The sequence below is a fragment of the Acinetobacter sp. TY2 genome (assembly GCF_046269225.1).
GTDB lineage: Bacteria > Pseudomonadota > Gammaproteobacteria > Pseudomonadales > Moraxellaceae > Acinetobacter.
In genome coordinates this window covers 23,786-43,203 of record NZ_JBJZOR010000021.1, presented here as the reverse complement: position 1 = coordinate 43,203, position 19,418 = coordinate 23,786, and the positions used below count along the sequence as shown (strand labels likewise).

Below are 19,418 nucleotides of genomic sequence, written 5' to 3'. Positions count from 1 at the left end.
AAATGAAAAAAAATGCTCTTGGGAGAGTACACATGAAATTATTTACTAAACTTGCTTTAGTTTCTGCAGTAGCTGTAAGTTCAAATGCAATGGCTATGCAAGCTATGGATGATGCTGCATTGAGCGCAACAACAGGTCAAGATGGTATTTCTATCGGTATTGGTATCTCTAAGGTAGATATTGCTAAAGTTCACGTTTTTGATGGTGATGGTTTGGCTGCTGCTGGTGCTGCTGGTGCTCCAGGTTTTGGTGGTACTGCTACAACAGGTGCAATCACTTTAAATAATGTTGTTCTTAGTGCACCTCATACTTCTGCGGGTGCTTTAGATACTACTCGTATGTTGGCTTCTGGAAACTTAGCTGATTTGACTATTGATACTGATGGTGGTGCAGGAGAACCATTCTTAAACGTTGCTGCTGCAGTGTCTGGTCTTGATATTGAGTTAGGTAAAATTGAAGTTAATGATGCAGCTGGTACTGCGGGTGCATATACTGTTGGTACAGCTAGTGCTGAAATTCTAAGTGGTTTAAGCCTGAAAACAGGTAAAATGAACGCTGTTATCCAATTGGGTAACACACCGCAAGGCGCAATGATTAAGCTTGCTGGTTCTATGACTGGTGGTCTTGAAATTAAAGATCTAGCGATTAAAGATGCATCAACTGGTGGTGGTGGTTACATCGTATTGGGTGGTATCAAAATTAAAGATACAGTTGGTAATGATTTAGCATTAGATGCTGATGTGGCTGTAACTAAACAAGGTCTTGCAATTACTGCAATGAAGGGCTCTACAGATATTTATATCACTAAAGTAGTATTAGGTGGCGGTACTGGTTTTGTTCCTAAATCAGGTGCTGTAGCTGCTACGCCTGGTACTGGTGTAGGTTCTGGTTCAATTGGTGATGTTGCGATTTCTGGCATGAAAGTATTTAATGGCGCTGCTATGACTGATCCAGGTGCTAAGATTACAATCTCTGGTCACTAAGTTTTGTTTATAGTCTAGATAAATTAAAAAAGCGCGTGAGTCCACGCGCTTTTTTTTACTTAAAAATACGATAATGATGAAGTAGTCAAAAAATTAGCTGTATTTTTTTGGAAAAGAAGGTATCTTCTAGTCACAGGGACGTAGAGTGTTTACTCTAAAAATAAAATCAACACTTTAGGCAAATTGATTGCCGATACTAGAATAGTTAAAATTATGTTAGAGATTACTTTAGGTTCGGCATTAATTTATTATTTTGCCAGCCATGCATTAGACATCAAAGAAAAGCCTGCTCAAGCTGTTTATTACACAGAACTTGCAGACTCAAGAGATAAGGCTTTTTCAAAATATCATCGTGAAGCAGTAGAAATTAAACCTGCGCTTGAAAATCAATTTCGTGGCATCGTTCGTCAGGCTTATGACTATAGTTGTGGTTCAGCGGCATTAACTACTTTACTCAATGGTTATGTTGGAACGAATTTGACCGAACAGCAAACGATGGAAGGTTTGCTCAAATTTGGTGAGTATGAACGAATTGTAGAACGTCGAAGCTTTTCATTGCTCGATATGAAACGATTTGTCACGGCTGTTGGATTGCAGAGTAATGGCTATAAAGGTGAGTTTTCCGATTTAGTTAATCAAAAACAACCTGCTATTGTACCTATTTCCTATGCTGGATTTAAACATTTCGTTGTTTTTAAAGCTTATAAGGATGGTCGAGTATATGTTGCCGATCCTGCCCTCGGTAACATCAGTTTCGATCAAGAGCGATTCAAAGAAATTTGGGAAAATAATACATTATTTATTATTAATGTCGAAGAAGGGCAACGTAAAGATATGCTTGCCCTACAAGATGCAGATCTAAGACATGTTGATGATGCAACAATCAATCGTTATGCGTTGGTTGATGCGCAATTTTCAACGGATTATATGAATAAAATTGCAGATAAAGCATCAACCATGCGAAGAGTCATTGACCAAGATAAGAACTCAGAGACGTATGGTCAGCCAATTACAACCTATATGCGACTCTATTATAAACGTAAATAAAAGATCGATTAAAAATTAGATAATCAAATTCTTTGGTAGGGAATAAAATGAATAATCAATGGATGAAAAGAACACTGCTAGCGATAAGCATTCAATTGGTCATGGGTGGTGCTTATGCAGCCAATGAGGAAAATGCTGTCGATGCAGTTGCAGAAGAAGCAACGGATGTTGCTAGCGAAGCTGTTGTGGATACGGTTAGTGATGTAAAAACAGCAACACAAGACGCTGTTGCACCAGTTGCAGATAAAGTCACCATCAATAAAGATGAAACACCTTCACTTAAACCTGTAGAGGGTAGTCAGGCTGCAAATGCATTACAAAAACAAGAAGGTGATGCAACACAAGAAACCAACCTTCAAGAAGTTTTTACCTCAAATGAGCGTCAATACTCTTTAATTAAAAAGGGTGAAATTTCAACATTTTATGATTTAGATTATTCTTATTACCGTGATACACAAATTAATGCGGCAATGAATGAGGGTAGTTTATATCAATTACGTGTGGATGAAGATGCAAGTCATACCATTACCAATACATTTTCATTTCAATATGGTGTACTTGATAATTTAACGTTTAGTGCGTCTGTACCCTTGATTGCTAAATCAGACAAAATGAAAGATGCCACAACAGCAGGTTTGGGCGATATTAATTTTGGCGCACGTTGGGAGCCATTTCCACTTAAAAATGATCGCTTACCTTTAATCTTATTTGGTAGCTTATCGACTAAAACAGGTGACAGCCCTTATGAGATTAATCCAATAACGGATCTATCAACAGGTAAAGGTTATTATTCAGCAGGTATAGGTGCAAGTACACGTAAGTATATTGATCCTGTCGTTTTGTTTGCTTCAGCATCTGCAAATTATGGTTTTAAAGAAACAGGTTTAAATCAAGTTCGTGGTGGTCCAGGTAGCGACACAGTCCGTATCCTCGATGAATTCGAACCAGGGATTACAGCAGGTTTCTCATTTGGTTTTGCATACTCATTTAACTATGACGTATCCATGACAATGTCATATCAACAATCCTTTAACACCAACACATCATTTACTTATACCAATGGCGAATCGTACGACAGTGCAGACCAAACGAGCTCAATGTTTTCTATTGCATTGGGTGTACGTGTAAGTCCTGAAACAATTGTCAATGGAACACTTGGCATTGGCTTGACAGAAGATTCTCCTGATGTGTCATTGGGGTTATCATTCCCACTTGATATTCTTGGATTTGGTAAGAAAAAAGCAAGCTAATAGGGGTTTGGTATGAAAAACATACGCTTACGCCCGTTGGTTTCTGCAATTTTATTAACGGGATGCACGACACAAGCTTTTGCACATTTGGGCTTAAACTTGTCTGTTGATGTTCGATCTTTAACTATGGGGAATGCAGTTACCGCAGACCCTCCTGGCATTAGTGCCATTCATTTTAACCCAGCAGCTCTAACTAAACTGAAAGGTTTGCAGACGGATGTACAGGGGCTAATTGCAAATTTTGATGTGCAACGTGAATTTTCAGCACCTGCAGGCTATAACGTTTTTGGTTTTTCTGATGACCCATTAATTTGTAATGATAGTCCAGATAATCCATCAAGCTTGTGTACAGATTTCAAAGATTCTGTTCATGGTGATGTAGAATATGCAAGCTTATATATTCCAATTTTGAAGAAGGTTGTAGATTTAGGTGCGGGTTGGCCAGTAATGGCGCCAACGGGTGGTGTGTCATATAATCCCCCTGGCTCTAAATTGACTTATGCAACAGCAGCTTATGCACCAATGGTTGCCGGTTTTGGTTCTGAAAATGGTAACCCTGGTAATTTTATGGGGCAGCAGGTTGCCATTGAGCGTATTACTTATTTATCGCCATCTATTGCTTATCAGGTCAGTGATGAGCTTTCGATAGGTGCATCTATTGGGATGTCATACAATGCAATTGCATTGAAAACGGACTTACGTTTCCCCAATGAAATGATTGGCGTACTACGGATGGTAGATGAATCTGTTTGTGCACCATTTAGAAATGATTCCAATGAAATTATTAACTTACTTTTGTTCGGTTTATGTAATGCCGATGAGGGGATGAATCCATTTGGTAAGTTTGGACAAATGGAAGTCCAAATGGAGCAAAGTCTCAGCCCAAGTTATAATTTAGGGTTAATGTGGGAACCAACGGACGAGTTCGGTTTTGGTATGGTTTATCAAAGTTCTGCAAAAATGCGGATGAAAGGTAAATACTTTATTGATAATGCCAATGCACCACGAGAATTAATCAAAGGTCTCAATCAGTCAGCAACAGGGCAAATTCTTGCAGCTATTTTAGGTTTTCCAGGCTATGTTCCGCCAACAGAGTCGGGTTTAATTGCAATGGATCTTGAATATCCTGCGCATTTTCAAACTGGGATAAAATATAAAATTTTACCTGATTTACAAGTGAATTTTGACTTGGGTTGGACAGATTTTAAAGCATGGGAAAAATTCAAATTTGAATTTGATCGACAAATTTCGGCATTAAAAATTGCGAAACTTTTGTCTAATGATGTTACTGATACATCTTTAGCCTTACCACTTGGCTTCCAATCACCATGGAGTTGGGGCGTTGGTCTAGAATATTCAGCAACAGATCGTTTGAAATTACGTGCAGGTTATGAACCTCGTGCTAGTGCGATTCCAGATGATAAGCGTAATACGATGGTTCCAATTAACAATGCGCAATTGTTTGGTTTGGGCTTAGGGTATCGTTTTGATGAAGATACAGATATTGATCTATCTTTAGCTTTTTTACGTAGCCGAGATAATATTCCAGCCAATACGAGTAGTATGTCCAACCAAACTGGCGTAGGTAATCTGTTATTGAATCCTTATGCAGGTATGGATGTAAAAACCAATACAAAAGTTACAATTTTGGGTCTGAACTATAGAACGAGATGGTAATGGCATTGATGTTAAAAAAAATATTTAGACATACACCTTTGGCATTACTCCTGTTAACAGGAGTTTGTGCCACGGCTGTAGGTGCAGGGTTTTATACCATTATTGGACCTGATGGACGTCCAATGGTGGTTCCTGAGCGAACATCGAAAAAAAAATCAGATGTTCCTCAAATAACAAAAACACCTGAAAAAGTAATATCTGAAAAAATCCAAAATGCGAATGTTCAGTCAAAAGATGTTCATCAAGTACAACGCAATATTTCAAACCTTCCGCAAAAAGCGCAATCTGTCGTTGAACAAACTCAAAATATCGACAAGTCAGCATCAACTCAGCAACAGGCTTTAAATAAAGAAAACTCCGCTAAAAAAGTTGATCAGGTCGCAGTTGCCAAAGTAGCTGTTGTTCCAACGACTCAAAAAGCTGAAGTATTTGAAAAAGTAGATGCAACTCGTAAAGAGCCACAGCCAATCGTGACTGAAAAAATAAATACTCCTATATCAGTAAATCAGTCAGATCAGCCATCTACGACTTCATCGACACAGGTTATACACAGTGATGTAAAACAGACGTCTTTATTGGTAAATAAGCAAGCTGAAACACAATTTACTCAAACTCAACAAGCGTTAAAAGTAGATGAAAAAATTCAATCACAAGACGATCAAAAGCCGAATAACTTTGTTGAAATTGATGGTGTTCAGTATGTAAATAATGAATATTTAGAAGAACGTGAATTTAATTTGGAAGGTAAAAAGCGTTTTTATATCATGCCTGAAGCAGGTTCATCAGGTGCGGGTCATCATGTTGAAACTGTAGAGAGAGAAAAAGGTCTTGGTCATTCATTGATTGAAAAAATTCAGAAACAGAAGCCTGAAATTGCTAAGACAATTGCCTTATCGCCAACGTATTATCGTTTGCCTAAAACAGAAGTTGTTGAGTCGCTACAAAAAGCTTGTTTTACGGATAAAAAAGTTACAAAGGCAAAGATATTAGATTTAAAAAATAAGGATATCGGATTTTGGCCTGTTGCGCCAATCAAAGATGATTTTGCTTATGAAGTGGTCAAGCTTGATCAACAGGTCGAAAATGTTTTATTGACCTCTTATGCTTCGTCACAAAAATCGCCAAGTTATTATTGGCCTTTAGTGGTCTTTTTAGATCAAAAAGGTTGCGTGGTTGAAGGCGTTAGTGGTTTTAAAAATCAAAATCTTGACGAAAACAATATGCAACATGCTGCAATGGAAGGTATTCTGAAAAAGCCAGAAACGGCATCATATATGTTTATGACGCCACTTTCTGCAGCAGTGGATGCTGAAAATATGCAATTAACAAATCAGGGACAAATTAAGCTTAGCGTTATTCGCTAAGTGATGAGAAGAGAATGATGAATAAAAAATATATTTTACCTTTTACATTAACAGGTTTAGTTTCTGCACTGGCTGCATGTGGCGGTGGTGGTGAAAGCGCAACAATTTTTGAAGATCCCAACAAAGGTGTGGTTACGACCACGAATGGTTGTAGTGATTCATCTGAAAAATGTTTAGCATTCTATGTTGATTATCCTGTTGAAGGCTTGAACTTTGACTGTAGTACAGATACTAAAAACCATTTTATTACAGAAATGGATGGTGGTTTGGCGTCGGGTGGTTGTGCTGTCGGTGATAAAGCGAGTTTTTATATTCAAGGTACGCAAACGTCACGTAAAATTTCTTTAGGTGTGGTTGATCTTACAAAAATACGTCCACTGAAAGTGACAGGACAGCCCGCAGCAATTGGGCTGATTGATATTGCTACAGCAATGACTGGTAAAGCACCAACACAAATGAATATGAATGATGATACATTCAAAGTCATGGTTGGATTGGTTCGTGTTATGCAAGCGGTTGGAACCGCTCAGGATGCAAGTGTTGAAGGTGATGTTCAACCCATCGAACTGACCAATGAATTGAAGAATAATCTAAGTAAAATTGCATCGGATGTTGATGTAAAAAATTTCCTTGATGGCAGTTATGTCAATATTTTACAACCATGGTTGAATATTGGAGCGATTGATCAACAAGCTGCTGAAAAAGTCGCAGTACAATTAATCAATTTATCTGATGTGGGGCTGTATACTGCAAATTTCCTTGCAATTAAACAAGGTAGTGTCGATCTAGGTGGCTTCTTTGGTACAACTACATCTGGAAGTGGTATTGAATCTATTGCAAATCTCTACGCACTGACTAATCGTCAAGGTTTTTCTACAGGTTATGCTGTGCAATGGATGGGTAAGCCTGTAACAACGGGTGAAAATATTATTAGCACGATTGGTCGAATTAATTTATTGACACAGAGTGTACCAAATAAATTAAATGCTCAAGGTACAAGTAATTGGATTAATTCATTTACGAAAAAAATTGGAACACCATTTGTTTTACAGTCACCATCGAATATTGCGGATCGACTTGAAATTTATCAAGGTGCCTTACTAAATGGTATGACTATTCCTGGTACTGAGTTTATGTACAAGCAAATTACAGGGGATACTAAAGCACCGACGGATAATTCAGTCTATGGTCGTTGGAGACAATCTGCTGGCAATGAACAATTGACAGGTTCAATTGATATATATAAAACTAACCCTGCAACCTATCTTGATAAACAGGTTTTTAGCACGATTAATAATGTGAAATCAGGTGAAAAGTATATATTCCCATTGTATGCAAATCTGACTTTTAAGTTTAGCGATTCGTCAGTTTCTGATGTTAAATTGGGTATTGTTGTTGATGAAAATGGTGATATTCGAACCAATATTGGACGTAATGCAACAGTAAATGATATGTCATCGGCTGAATGTGTGAGTGTTGATGATTCAACTTATAAAGACACTAATGGTGTACAGCAATATCGTGTGGGTACAACAGGGGCTGCAAACTTTGGCGTTAGTGATAAATCATTGACCATTCGTATGATTTTAGCAAATCCTGCATTTGGTAATATTGATGGTGCATTGATAGGTTTAAATGAAAGTCTGATGTTCTTGCCACAGGATAGTTCAGGAAAAATAACATCTTATAGCTCTGGTGGTGTGCGCTTAAATCTACAAAATTTAATTGTAGGTAATGTGTCAGCAGGTATTAATATTACAGGTTGGGATGGTGCAGCTGCGACTAATGCTGAGTGGGGGAATTTGTTAGCGATGTCGCAGGTTGTTTATAACTCAGTCAAAGATAACGAAAAGAAGGTAACTGCTGAACAAAAAGAGTTAGCAAAACGTACGAGTGGTATTATTACCATTGATTTACCATCTTGTTATACTGTGAAAACTAAATAATAAAATTTAATTATTATAAAAAACCATCCTTTCGGATGGTTTTTTATTTGCTTGATTGAGTCAATATGAAAATATATTTATAAAAAGTCTCTATAACATTTAATTAACTCAATTAGCCTGTATGATCTAAACGAGAACCTAAAGTTTCTAAATGCATTGGAAAGCTTCCCGTTTTTTGATCTGCAAAATAATGGCGTAAAGTGCGTTCTACACTTGGAAATGCCAGGTCACCCCATGGAATTTCGTGTTCTTCAAATAAGCGACTTTCAATGGTTTCATCACCTGCACCAAATTGACCATCAATGAGTGTAGATTTGAATAGTACATAAATTTGTCCTATTCGTGGAATGTCATACATACAGTATAATTCACCGATGCTGACTTCGGCTTCGGCTTCTTCACGGGTTTCACGTGCTGCACCCTGTGCCATCGTTTCTTGTAATTCCATATAACCTGCGGGCAATGTCCACAGTCCATAGCGCGGCTCAATGGCACGGCGACACAGTAGAACTTTGTTGTCCCAAAGAACAAGTGAACCACAAATGACTTTAGGATTGACATAATCGATTGTTGCGCAATGTGTACATACCTTTCGAATTTTTTGATCACCTAAAGGAATTTTTTCTATTGTTTTATGACCGCATGTTGTGCAAAAACTCATAAGCTTCATGAACCAAAGATGATGACTCAGCATAGCGTAAAAATGCTTATTTCGCATCATTTATAGCCGAATACATGAAATTTCATATATGATATTAAAAGAATAAGAAAATGGCGATGAGGGAAAGAATGCAGGATGCTTTACTGACACAAGTTTTACAGCAAAGACTCCGTTTTGCTAAACGAACACACCCCGCAAAAGCTGCTGTTCTAATTGCCATTACAGATGAAGCTGATCCTAAGGTATTGCTAACACGCCGCTCGGTTTATCTTAATAATCATGCAGGTGAAGTTTCTTTTCCCGGTGGAAAACGTGATCCCTCCGATACCAGTAATATTGTGGTTGCACTGCGTGAAGCATGGGAAGAAACAGCCTTAAATCCTTTTGATGTCAAATTGTTGGGCGATTTACCCATGGAACTTGCTAAGAGTGGTATGACGGTTAAACCCGTTGTGGGATTGATTCCTGCAAATGTCCAACTGATTGCTCAGCCGACTGAAATTGATCGCATCTTTTATGCACCTTTACAAAAATTAATGGATGCAAAGCCCATTCCGTATGAGGTACGTTTGGCACATCAATTGGTTTATTTTCCAAGCTTAAGAATTGAAAATGAGATCATTTGGGGATTAACGGCTCGTATTCTTATTTCATTGTTTCAATATGGGCTTAATCATCAAAAAAATTGGCCATTTTTACTGAATTCACCAAGTTTTCAATCTAAAATTTTAAATAAAAAATAGCACGATATTTTGATTTATCTAAGTGTGGTTTAAATTATCAATATATCAAAAGGGCACAATGGAAGAGTACGGTGAATGAAAAAATCGTATTGATACAGGAACGTATTCGAGGCATAAAGTTATGATGTATACCTATAAAGGACATTCACCAAAAGCACTTCATCAACCATGGGATGGTTGGGTCGCAGACAATGCGACCGTTATTGGTCAGGTGGAAATGGGGCAAAAAGTAAATATTTGGTTTGGCGCAGTGATTCGTGGTGATAATTCCGTAATTCGCATTGGTGACTTTAGTAATGTGCAAGAAAATGCTGTATTGCATACCGATGCAGGTATTGAGCTAAATATAGGAGCTTATGTCACCATTGGACATCAAGCGATGCTACACGGCTGTACTATTGGTGATAACAGCTTGATTGGTATCAATGCTGTCGTACTGAATAACGCAGTAATTGGAAAAAACTGTATTATTGGCGCCAATGCGTTGGTACCTGAAAGAATGGTGATTCCTGACAATTCACTTGTGGTCGGTTCGCCTGCAAAAGTGATTCGTACTTTAGATGATCAAGCAGAAGTTCGTTTGAAACTAAGCGCAATGCATTATGCAGAACATTTTAAAGACTTTGTTAATTTAGAAAAATTTGAATTTTAAATAGAATCAAGCTCAGCAAAAAATGACCTAAAACAGCGTAAATCAAAAAGCCGATGATGTGGAATTCACAGATCGGCTTTTTTATCTTTGTGTTTAATCGGCTAAACAAGGAATATTTTGAGAAATTCTCGCAGGATTAAAATGAGTGGAGTATCATGGACGGCATTTTCAAAGTGAAGTAGGGTTGTGCATGAAATTGCTGGCACTGGAAACTGCTAATGAGCAGTGTTCTGTTTCAATAGTCGATGAAGATCAGACACTTTATTTTCAGTGTGATCTACGAGCAAAGGCACAAACTCAGACGATTTTACCGTTAATTGAGCAAGGTTTGCAGGAAACACAAACGGAACTTACCGATTTAACTGCGATTGCATTTAGTCGTGGACCAGGTTCTTTTAGTGGTGTGCGCATTAATGCAGCAGTGACACAAGCATTGGCATGGGCAAATGATTTGCCTGTAATACCTGTTTCAACATTGCAAGCATTGGCGCAAGCTGCATATCGTGAACTTGGTTTACGTGAAGTGACTGCGGTACTTGATGCGCGCATGCAAGAAGTCTATATGGCAAGTTATCAGCTTGATGATCAAAACATTATGCAAGCCATCGATGAAGAAAAAATGCTGGATTATGTTCAAGGTGCAACGTATCAAAAATTTACAATAATCGGTTCAGGTTCAGCTTTAATTAAGGCTGATTTGGAATCATACCCGCAGATTACTGCCCATGCGGATGATATTGCGACAATTGCACGTGCATTGGCAAAAAAACAGCAATGGTTAAGTGCTGAAATGGCATTGCCGGTCTATTTACGTGATAACGCATGGAAAAAAATTGCAGATCAAGGCAAACCATAATTTTATAGAATATTTGGAATAGTACATGGATCTTTTACTGCTGCTGAAAGCGGCAATCATGGGTATCGTAGAAGGCATTACCGAGTTTTTGCCTATTTCGAGTACAGGACATTTAATCCTTGCATCGGAATTGATGAATTTTTGGACCAAAGAAAAGAGTGATGTTTTTGTGATTGCGATCCAAATGGGTGCAATTGCGGCAGTGATTTATGAATATTGGGCACGTCTTTGGGGTGCGGCAACAGGTATTGTCACAGGTGAAGAAAAAGGTCGTCGTTTAGGTATAGGCTTAATTTTGGCTTCGATTCCAATTGTGATTATCGGATTGACTTTGGGGCAGACAGTAAAAGCATTATTATTCAATGATATTGCCATTGCGATTGGTTTGATTGTTGGTGGTTTGATTATTATATGGGTGGAGAAAAATCCACCCGTTGTTCGTGCACAAGAAGTTGATGATTTAACCATTAAAGATGCAGTTTGGATTGGTTTAATTCAAGTATTGTCTTTAATTCCAGGTACATCACGTTCAGGCGCAACGATTATTGGTGCGATGATGTTGGGCGTATCACGTAAGGCAGCGACAGAATTTTCGTTCTTCTTAGGTATTCCTGTAATCGTGGGAGCAGGTTTACTTGATCTATATCAAAGTTATCATGTATTCCAAGGTGCGACTGATTGGGCGGTGATTGCCGTTGGTTTATTGGTTTCATTTATTTCGGCACTTATTCTTATTCGTGTACTTGTGGCTTATGTGGCAAAACGTGATTTTATGATTTTTGCATGGTATCGCATTGCATCAGGTTTAGTAATTTTATTGTTTGCATTCACAGGTTGGAAATTATGGTAAGCGAGCTTCGCTTATACACTGAAGCACAATATTTAGAGAAAGCACAGACATATCAGTCTGTGCTTTCTTTACGTGGTGTGGATGTAAATATTGAGTTAGTTGAAAAACTTAATGCCCGTTTTTTACGGTTGAATCCTGAAATGGCATTGTGTGCAGATGACGCAGGTTTATGGCTCAGTGCCAATGGCATGAAAATGCAACCCGATTGGAAAGCAGAAATTCCACGTTTAAAACGTGCAAGCCTTAAATCTGAAATGATTGCACGTGCGTGTAATTTATCCGAAAAGCCATCGCTAATTGATGCTACGGCAGGGCTAGGGCATGATAGTTTGCTCATGGCAGCACTTGGTGCGCAGGTTACACTGATTGAACGGCATCCGATTTTATTTACCCTACTTGAAGATGCGCAAGCACAATCTCGCCATGATCCCTTTTTAGGTCTAGTGGTTGATCGTATTCAGTTGGTTTTCTCAGATTCAGCCGCTTATTTACAACAGTTAGCTGAGCAGAAAAAAATGGTTGATGTGACTTATCTCGATCCGATGTTTCCGCAACGTGATCAAAATTTACAAGCCGTCAAAAAACAGGCACAAGTAAAAAAGCAAATGCAACTACTGCATATGCTTTTACCTGAAGATGGTGAAATGGATTTGGGTGATTATCTTTTAGTCTTAGCACGGAAAATATCCAAGCGTGTTGTGGTAAAAAGACCGAGACTTGCAATTTTTCTTGATGATCAATCACCCGACCATCAATGGCAGGGCGATGCATGTCGTTTTGATGCCTATTTCAATAAACAAGTTATTGAGTAATTTGGTAATTGTTTCAATATTTATGTAAGAACTGATATATAGTTATTCAAGTGTTGCATAAAACTTAAGCAAAATATTCAATCAGAAGTATTTTTAGGTCACTGTAATCGTGATCTACCCAAACTAGAACTGACATGATCGATTTAAAACCTTCAATAAATTTTTGGCATGATTTTAAAAGCAATCAGTGGGCGGGATTGTGGCTATTTCTTGGATCAAGAAAATCATTACAAATAGTACATCCCTCAATTTTACAACTTATTTTTTGGGGAATATTAGGGGGCTGTGCCAATACGCTGTTTAGTTGGTTGGTCACGGGTGGGGTCGGTGATTTCAACAAACAAGGTTTGGTTAGTTATGCGTTATGGCCATTTATTGCCTTAATTGTTGGGATATTTTTATCACAGCGAACCAATAATACACGATTAATGTTAGTTCCAGCCTTGCTGTGGCTCGTTCTTGACACGCATATTATGCTGTTCCAATGCTTAATTCAGTATTTGGGTAATCTCGATTATTTACCCGACATTGTTTATAACTACATTCCATTTTTATTTGTTCTGCTTTTTGTTTGGCAAAGTTTAGCAGTGGTTTGGGTTATTTCACGTGAATTACATTGGCCTTGGTGGGAACGTGCCCTGATTATGATTGGGACGGTCATTACACTGTCTGTTTGGCAAGTTTCAATTAAAGAACAACCGATTTGGAAAGTGGAAGACGTTCCACCGAGTTTATCTGAAGATGCCTTTTATGCACAAAGTCGCTTACTCAATAAGTCCTTGGAGCAAGTTCAATTTGGTGAGTTTGCACAAACGCATTGGTATTTTTTAGGTGTTGCAGGTGCGAGTTATCAAGATGTTTTCCGTTTTGAAATAGATCGAATTAAAGAGCAGTTTGATACTCGTTTTGGGACATTTGGACGTTCAGTTGAATTGGTTAATAATCCTGAGACACGTACAGAAACCCCAATTGCGTCTAAAACGAGTATGGAACTTGCGCTACGCCGTATTGGGCAGCAAATGAACCATGAAAGTGATGTGTTATTTTTATATATGACATCACATGGTTTACCGAATCAGTTTGAAATGGAAAATGAGCCTATTGATTTGGATGATATTGATCCTAAATGGCTACGTGAAACACTCGATAAATCGGGTATTCGTTGGAAAGTGATTGTGATTTCAGCCTGTTATTCGGGGAGTTTTATTCCTGCATTACAATCGCCTGATACTTTAATTATTACAGCCTCAGCCGCAGATCGGGCATCTTTTGGTTGTTCTAACGAAGCAGATTATACTTATTTTGGTCGAGCATTCTTTGATCAGGCTATGCGTGAAAAAAATACCTTACACAGTGCATTTAATCAAGCGGCTGAAACGGTTGCAAAATGGGAAAGTAACCAAGGCTTTGAACCTTCAGAACCGCAATGGGTCATTGGGAAAAATATGGAATTGATGTTGCCACAACTTGAACAGCATCTATTTCCACAAGGTATACAAAATACGCAGGCAGATGGAAATATCCAACCTCATGCTTTAGAGCTTGATGTGAAACATACACCCAAATCAAATTGACCTGTGCCATTTGACACAGTGTGAGTAAAGGACAATAGAATGGAATTGCTTCAGAAAAATAAATGCTTTGAAGGCGAACAACAGATTTTTCAATTTGCATCTAAGACTTTAAATGGAACAAGCAAATTTTCAGTCTTTTTACCTGAACCAGCACTGCGTGGGCAAAAATGTCCTGCACTTTTCTATTTGGCTGGTTTGACTTGTACGGAAGAAACCTTTGCGATTAAAGCCCACGCACAGCGTATGGCAGCACAACTCGGTTTAATTCTCATTTCACCAGATACCTCACCACGAGGAGATAATGTCGAGCAAGGTGATTCTTGGGACATTGGTCAAGGTGCAGGCTTTTATATTAATGCGACACAAGCGCCGTGGGCGACACATTTTCAAATGGAAAATTTTGTTGCTGATGAATTATATACACAAGTCATTGAGAAATTTCCAATTCGTACGGATGCAATTGGCATTATGGGGCACAGTATGGGAGGTCATGGTGCATTGACCCTTGCTTGGAAGTATCCTGAAAAATTTAAATCGGTATCAGCATTTGCACCCATTTGTGCGCCGTGTGATTGTCCTTGGGGTGAAAAAGCATTTTTAACGTATTTGGGTGATGACAGAGAATTATGGAAAGCGCATGATGCTACGCAGTTGGTTTTAGAAAAAGGTACATTATTGAGTGAAGTACTCATTGACCAAGGTCTAGCAGATCAATTTTATAGTCAATTGAATCCTGAAAAATATCAGCAAGCGTGTCTAAAAGTTGGGCAAAAGTTAACGCTACGTCAACATGCAGATTATGATCATGGTTATTATTTTATTCAGACCTTTATGGATGAACATTTACAGTTTCATGCATTACAGTTACAAAAATAAAACTTAGATTTGTTATGTATAACGTTGAATTGTCTATAGGGGTGATTCAACACGGTTTCATTTATCATTGTAAAAATATACACTTATTTAATGAGAAACCACATTGATATCTTGTATATTTGTGAATATGTCATACCTTTTTTAGCATTGAATCGATTGAACTCCCAAATTTAAAAAAAAGAGAAAATAATGCAAGAACAATATGATTCTACATTTACAAATCAATTGCCTCCTGACCTTCCTGTACCTCATACATTGGACTCACGTCCTGAATACCTCGGTAGAATTTATCGCTTTAAATTCCATGGTGAAGCGATAGAATATTTTGGTATTTGGATTGTGAATATTCTATTGACTATTGCAAGTTTGGGCTTTTATGCACCATGGGCAAAAGTCAGACGATTGCGTTATTTCTATGGTAATACTGAGTTCTTTGAACGTTTTTTTGACTTTACGGGATTACCCACCAAAATATTAATTGGTCGGTTAATTGCACTGGGTATTTGGGGTGCATTTACTTTGGCTGGTTATTTGGAAATGACCATTGCAGCCTTTGGTGTCGTCATTATTTATTTGGCTTTGCCATGGTTGTTACGTGCAACTATTCGTTTTACCTCTCGAAATAGTAAGTATGCGAACAGCCGTTTTTATTTTGATGGTACTACGGGCGAAGCCTATAAGCAGTTTTTCTTAGGTGCATTAATTGTTGTTTGTACCTTAGGTTTATTTACACCAGTGATGATCTATTTTTATAAACGCTATGTGCTCAATCATCTGTATGCAGGACAATTGAAATTCCGTCTAAATAACAGTTGGACAGATTATATGAGTGCAGTGTATTTACCTGTTGCACTTTTTGTTGGGGTGCTGATGCTCTGTGGAATTTCCATTGGTATTTTTGCTGCAATTGGCTTAGATTTTTTAACGGCTTATACCGCGGGATTATTGGGATTAAGTTATCTCTTTGGTTGGGTTTTTATTGTGCCATTAATTCAGGCACGTATATTTATCACTACATGGAATAATACAACACTTGGTAATAGTCAATTTAAAACCGATTGTAATCAGTGGCGTTATGCGTGGATTGTAGTCAGTAATTGGTTTATGAAAATTATTACAGTTGGCCTGATGTCTGCATGGGCTGCCATTCGCTTATATAAATATCAATTGGAATCGATTAGTTTACATTTAGAAGATGATCCTGATCGTATGATGAATATGGCACAGGCAGATCACAGTGCAATTGCCGAAGAAATCAGTGATATTTTTGACCTTGATATTTCATTATAAATACGGAGATAGAAAATATGAGTACAGATTATATGAACTCCATTTCCGTGGTTTTTTATGATGGTGTTGTGTCTAAACCACATCAGGCACAATTGTCTGCAGTTGATATGAACTCGATTTTGATCAGTTATCGTGAACAAAATGATCTGCGTAAAAAGACTTTTAAATTACAACAAATGAATTTTATTGGTGCTTTAGGAAAAAAGTGTCCCGTCATAGAGTTGAATAATGATGCCCGTATTGAATTTCAAACGATAGATATTCCTGAATGGGTACCGATTCCACAAAAAGAATTTCAACAAAAAATTTGGAAGCTTGAACGTACCCCTGCATTGATTTTATTTAGTGTAGTTTTTGTGGTGGCATTGGGCTTTTCAACATTGAAATGGGGGATTCCATTTGCCTCTAAAGTGGTGGCTTTTCAATTACCTGCAAATACTTTGCAGAATATTGGTCAGAAAGCCGAAGACTATATTGTGAATGATTGGACAGGTCCGAGCAAATTGGTACAAGGTCAACAAGCGCAGATCAAACAAGAGTATTTATCTAAGATTGCCGAGGGTCGTCCTGCAAAAATTATTTTTCGAGACGGTGGGCGAATTGGTGCTAATGCACTTGCTCTGCCTAATAATACGATTATTGTGACTGATCAATTGGTAGAAATGGCACATAGTGATCAGGAAATTTTAGGTGTACTCGCACATGAGCAAGGGCATTTAGTCGAACGTCATAGTTTACAACAAGCCTTATCAAGTTTAGGTTTTTCAATTCTGTTGGTTGCTGTAACAGGTGATAGTGGTGATTTAATGACTTCATTGCCAGTGGCGATTTTAGGTGCAAAATACTCTCGTCAGTTTGAACAGCAAGCCGATTTATATGCTTTAAAATTGATGGATAAAAAGCATATTGAGGTTTCCCATTTTGCAAATTTCTTGCAACGTATGGAAGATGAAGAACTTGCAGCAGAACAAAAAAGTGATCAAAAGGCAGGGAAGACCGCAAATAAAGATCAGCAAGCCGCATCTACAGCACAGGCAACATCACAAGATCATTCAAATATAGTAACGGTATTGGAAGCCTTGTCTTCACATCCCGCAACGGCAGAACGTGTACAGATGGTCAGAGATTTTGAAAAGCAACAGAAACTCGGAAAACCCTAACAGAGAAATTAAAGCTATAAAAAAATGGATTTTCACTTAGATTTGAAAAGTCCAATTCGCTTTGAGCGAGTACAGTCGAGGTCTGCTATAATGACCACATTCAAGTCCTTTAAGCTAGGTTCCATCATGTCCAAGCCATATTTAATCGCACCTTCTATTTTATCTGCTGACTTTGCTCGTTTGGGTGAAGAAGTAGAAAATGTATTAGAATCGGGTGCAGATGTTGTTCATTTTGATGTGATGGATAACCACTATGTACCGAACTTAACCTTTGGTGCAGGTGTATGTAAGGCGCTAAAAAAATATGGTATTAAAGCACCGATTGATGTGCATTTAATGGTGTCACCCGTAGATCGTATGATTGGTGACTTCCTTGAAGCGGGTGCAGACATCATTACTTTCCATCCTGAAGCGACTGATCATATTGATCGCTCATTACAATTGATTAAGGATGGTGGTGCTAAGGCAGGTTTAGTTTTTAACCCTGCAACGCCTCTGCATTATCTTGATTATGTTTTAGATAAAGTTGATCAAGTATTATTGATGAGTGTCAACCCTGGTTTTGGTGGTCAAAAATTCATTCCAATGACTTTGGAAAAATTACGCCAAGCACGTAAAATTATTGATGCTTCAGGTCGTGATATTCGTTTAGAAGTTGATGGTGGTGTGACACCAGCGAATATTCGTGAAATTGCAGAAGCAGGTGCAGATATGTTTGTTGCAGGTTCTGCAATTTTTAGTAAGCCAGATTATAAAGCTGTCATTGATGAAATGCGTGCAGAATTGGCAAAAGTAGGTTCACTAAGCGTCTAATATTTCCAATATTAAGTTATGTGAATTGTGGATAACTATGATGATAACTTTATGGATAACTGTGTTGATAAGCTTGTAGATAAAGTGCGTATAGTTTAATCGATATTTAATCAAGTGCTTGCAATATCGCCTATATCTGTTCAAAAAGAGTTCAAAAGAGCTCTTTTTTTATGGGAATACTATAGGATTAAGTCGTTTAATTATTCAGCTTTGATTGATAATTGATCGGTATAAGAAAGAATCAATTTTTGAAAAACAACTCAACAGAAATATATTTGCTTGAAATTCAATTAAAAGTTATCCTTAAAGTAGAAATTGGTTCTAACTATAGGTTGGATTGTGTTCACACAGCTTTGCAAACATCTTTGGTTTGTATCCGTTATGGCTTTTGTTGTAGCGTGGAGCAGTGTGTCTGTTGCATCGGTTAAGAGCATGCAAGTTAGTATGCAGATGCAACATCAACAAAGTATTAATCAACCCCATGTAAGTCCAAATATGCAAAATATGTCAGTGCAGGAGATGAAAAATCACTGCATAGAAATATTACAGCAAGGTCAAAGTGTAGATGATCAGGTGCAAAGCCTGAACGATTGTCATGCACAGTTGATACAAAATAAACATGCACAGCATGCTGAATGCCAAGATTGTGCATTGTTTGCGTGTCAGTCTTCGATTGTTTGGTTCAATAGTGATATTCCCAAACTTATCACGCCTAATGATCTAGAAAAGAATAGTTCGCTACAAGTACATTATCAAGTACAGCATCTTGTTGGTCATTGGCGAGAAATTCTACGTCCTCCTAAAACCTAATCTATTTTTTCGAAAACTTCTAAATACAAAACTATTTTCAAAAAATTAGGTTGA

At 37.8% G+C, this 19,418-nt stretch carries 18 protein-coding genes; 17 read left to right on the top strand and 1 reads right to left on the bottom strand.

Translation table 11 applies throughout. The annotated features are described in order from the left end of the window. Positions 1 to 32: 32 nt before the first annotated feature. The 6 genes from ACK1JC_RS12845 to ACK1JC_RS12820 all read left to right on the top strand — a co-directional run bounded on the left by ACK1JC_RS12845 (position 33) and on the right by ACK1JC_RS12820 (position 8,267). Positions 33 to 983, top strand: coding sequence for a DUF6160 family protein (locus ACK1JC_RS12845; protein ID WP_409512268.1), 951 nt, complete (start codon positions 33 to 35; stop codon positions 981 to 983). A 213-nt stretch (positions 984 to 1,196) separates the two neighbouring features. After that, positions 1,197 to 2,030 carry a C39 family peptidase gene (locus ACK1JC_RS12840; protein WP_409512267.1) on the top strand — a complete coding sequence of 278 codons (834 nt, stop codon included), beginning with the start codon at positions 1,197 to 1,199 and terminating at the stop codon, positions 2,028 to 2,030. 47 nt (positions 2,031 to 2,077) lie between these two features. Next, a complete protein-coding gene (locus ACK1JC_RS12835; protein WP_409512266.1) occupies positions 2,078 to 3,280 on the top strand; it encodes a hypothetical protein in 1,203 nt (400 codons plus the stop codon). Between the two features lie 12 nt (positions 3,281 to 3,292). After that, the gene (locus ACK1JC_RS12830) at positions 3,293 to 4,957 is read left to right on the top strand and encodes an OmpP1/FadL family transporter (protein WP_409512265.1); all 1,665 of its coding nucleotides are present in this window, start codon (positions 3,293 to 3,295) and stop codon (positions 4,955 to 4,957) included. Continuing rightward, the gene (gene filE / locus ACK1JC_RS12825) at positions 4,957 to 6,321 is read left to right on the top strand and encodes a putative pilus assembly protein FilE (protein ID WP_409512264.1); all 1,365 of its coding nucleotides are present in this window, start codon (positions 4,957 to 4,959) and stop codon (positions 6,319 to 6,321) included. Before ACK1JC_RS12830 ends, filE begins: the two co-directional genes overlap by 1 nt. A gap of 14 nt (positions 6,322 to 6,335) precedes the next feature. Beyond that, the gene (locus tag ACK1JC_RS12820; RefSeq protein ID WP_409512263.1) at positions 6,336 to 8,267 is read left to right on the top strand and encodes a hypothetical protein; all 1,932 of its coding nucleotides are present in this window, start codon (positions 6,336 to 6,338) and stop codon (positions 8,265 to 8,267) included. 112 nt (positions 8,268 to 8,379) lie between these two features. On the opposite strand, the gene ACK1JC_RS12815 is transcribed toward ACK1JC_RS12820, so the two are convergent. Next, positions 8,380 to 8,928, bottom strand: a complete 549-nt coding sequence (locus ACK1JC_RS12815; RefSeq protein WP_409512262.1) for an NUDIX hydrolase — start codon at positions 8,926 to 8,928, stop codon at positions 8,380 to 8,382. Between the two features lie 128 nt (positions 8,929 to 9,056). Here ACK1JC_RS12815 and ACK1JC_RS12810 point away from each other — a divergent pair, with 128 nt between their 5' ends. From ACK1JC_RS12810 to ACK1JC_RS12760, 11 genes are all read left to right on the top strand, one after another. Continuing rightward, complete coding sequence (locus tag ACK1JC_RS12810; RefSeq protein ID WP_409512282.1) at positions 9,057 to 9,671, top strand: CoA pyrophosphatase; 615 nt, start codon at positions 9,057 to 9,059, stop codon at positions 9,669 to 9,671. 121 nt (positions 9,672 to 9,792) lie between these two features. Next, complete coding sequence (locus ACK1JC_RS12805; RefSeq protein ID WP_409512261.1) at positions 9,793 to 10,323, top strand: gamma carbonic anhydrase family protein; 531 nt, start codon at positions 9,793 to 9,795, stop codon at positions 10,321 to 10,323. A gap of 190 nt (positions 10,324 to 10,513) precedes the next feature. Further along, complete coding sequence (tsaB, locus tag ACK1JC_RS12800; RefSeq protein ID WP_409512260.1) at positions 10,514 to 11,179, top strand: tRNA (adenosine(37)-N6)-threonylcarbamoyltransferase complex dimerization subunit type 1 TsaB; 666 nt, start codon at positions 10,514 to 10,516, stop codon at positions 11,177 to 11,179. A gap of 25 nt (positions 11,180 to 11,204) precedes the next feature. Then, the gene (locus tag ACK1JC_RS12795) at positions 11,205 to 12,029 is read left to right on the top strand and encodes an undecaprenyl-diphosphate phosphatase (RefSeq protein WP_409512259.1); all 825 of its coding nucleotides are present in this window, start codon (positions 11,205 to 11,207) and stop codon (positions 12,027 to 12,029) included. Then, positions 12,023 to 12,841 carry a class I SAM-dependent methyltransferase gene (locus ACK1JC_RS12790; protein ID WP_409512258.1) on the top strand — a complete coding sequence of 273 codons (819 nt, stop codon included), beginning with the start codon at positions 12,023 to 12,025 and terminating at the stop codon, positions 12,839 to 12,841. The genes ACK1JC_RS12795 and ACK1JC_RS12790 overlap by 7 nt, the downstream gene beginning before the upstream one ends. A 134-nt stretch (positions 12,842 to 12,975) precedes the next feature. Next, positions 12,976 to 14,415, top strand: a complete 1,440-nt coding sequence (locus tag ACK1JC_RS12785) for a C13 family peptidase (RefSeq protein WP_409512257.1) — start codon at positions 12,976 to 12,978, stop codon at positions 14,413 to 14,415. A 39-nt stretch (positions 14,416 to 14,454) separates the two neighbouring features. Then, entirely contained in the window at positions 14,455 to 15,291 is an 837-nt protein-coding gene (fghA, locus tag ACK1JC_RS12780) for an S-formylglutathione hydrolase (protein ID WP_409512256.1), read from the top strand. 189 nt (positions 15,292 to 15,480) lie between these two features. Beyond that, complete coding sequence (locus ACK1JC_RS12775; protein WP_409512255.1) at positions 15,481 to 16,581, top strand: YjgN family protein; 1,101 nt, start codon at positions 15,481 to 15,483, stop codon at positions 16,579 to 16,581. 17 nt (positions 16,582 to 16,598) lie between these two features. After that, the gene (locus ACK1JC_RS12770; protein ID WP_409512254.1) at positions 16,599 to 17,741 is read left to right on the top strand and encodes a M48 family metallopeptidase; all 1,143 of its coding nucleotides are present in this window, start codon (positions 16,599 to 16,601) and stop codon (positions 17,739 to 17,741) included. A 126-nt stretch (positions 17,742 to 17,867) separates the two neighbouring features. Further along, positions 17,868 to 18,554, top strand: coding sequence for a ribulose-phosphate 3-epimerase (gene rpe / locus ACK1JC_RS12765; protein ID WP_409512253.1), 687 nt, complete (start codon positions 17,868 to 17,870; stop codon positions 18,552 to 18,554). A gap of 381 nt (positions 18,555 to 18,935) precedes the next feature. Continuing rightward, positions 18,936 to 19,364 carry a hypothetical protein gene (locus tag ACK1JC_RS12760; protein ID WP_409512252.1) on the top strand — a complete coding sequence of 143 codons (429 nt, stop codon included), beginning with the start codon at positions 18,936 to 18,938 and terminating at the stop codon, positions 19,362 to 19,364. The last annotated feature ends 54 nt before the right edge of the window (positions 19,365 to 19,418 follow it).

Coding starts and splice junctions, on each gene's coding strand:
- ACK1JC_RS12760 (WP_409512252.1), top strand. CDS start 18,936: ATGGCTTTTGTTGTAGCGTGGAGCAGTGTGTCTGTTGCATCGGTTAAG.
- ACK1JC_RS12840 (WP_409512267.1), top strand. CDS start 1,197: ATGTTAGAGATTACTTTAGGTTCGGCATTAATTTATTATTTTGCCAGC.
- fghA (WP_409512256.1), top strand. CDS start 14,455: ATGGAATTGCTTCAGAAAAATAAATGCTTTGAAGGCGAACAACAGATT.
- rpe (WP_409512253.1), top strand. CDS start 17,868: ATGTCCAAGCCATATTTAATCGCACCTTCTATTTTATCTGCTGACTTT.
- ACK1JC_RS12830 (WP_409512265.1), top strand. CDS start 3,293: ATGAAAAACATACGCTTACGCCCGTTGGTTTCTGCAATTTTATTAACG.
- tsaB (WP_409512260.1), top strand. CDS start 10,514: ATGAAATTGCTGGCACTGGAAACTGCTAATGAGCAGTGTTCTGTTTCA.
- ACK1JC_RS12785 (WP_409512257.1), top strand. CDS start 12,976: ATGATCGATTTAAAACCTTCAATAAATTTTTGGCATGATTTTAAAAGC.
- ACK1JC_RS12790 (WP_409512258.1), top strand. CDS start 12,023: ATGGTAAGCGAGCTTCGCTTATACACTGAAGCACAATATTTAGAGAAA.
- ACK1JC_RS12795 (WP_409512259.1), top strand. CDS start 11,205: ATGGATCTTTTACTGCTGCTGAAAGCGGCAATCATGGGTATCGTAGAA.
- ACK1JC_RS12835 (WP_409512266.1), top strand. CDS start 2,078: ATGAATAATCAATGGATGAAAAGAACACTGCTAGCGATAAGCATTCAA.
- ACK1JC_RS12770 (WP_409512254.1), top strand. CDS start 16,599: ATGAGTACAGATTATATGAACTCCATTTCCGTGGTTTTTTATGATGGT.
- ACK1JC_RS12775 (WP_409512255.1), top strand. CDS start 15,481: ATGCAAGAACAATATGATTCTACATTTACAAATCAATTGCCTCCTGAC.
- ACK1JC_RS12805 (WP_409512261.1), top strand. CDS start 9,793: ATGATGTATACCTATAAAGGACATTCACCAAAAGCACTTCATCAACCA.
- ACK1JC_RS12815 (WP_409512262.1), bottom strand. CDS start 8,928: ATGAGTTTTTGCACAACATGCGGTCATAAAACAATAGAAAAAATTCCT.
- ACK1JC_RS12810 (WP_409512282.1), top strand. CDS start 9,057: ATGCAGGATGCTTTACTGACACAAGTTTTACAGCAAAGACTCCGTTTT.
- ACK1JC_RS12845 (WP_409512268.1), top strand. CDS start 33: ATGAAATTATTTACTAAACTTGCTTTAGTTTCTGCAGTAGCTGTAAGT.
- filE (WP_409512264.1), top strand. CDS start 4,957: ATGGCATTGATGTTAAAAAAAATATTTAGACATACACCTTTGGCATTA.
- ACK1JC_RS12820 (WP_409512263.1), top strand. CDS start 6,336: ATGATGAATAAAAAATATATTTTACCTTTTACATTAACAGGTTTAGTT.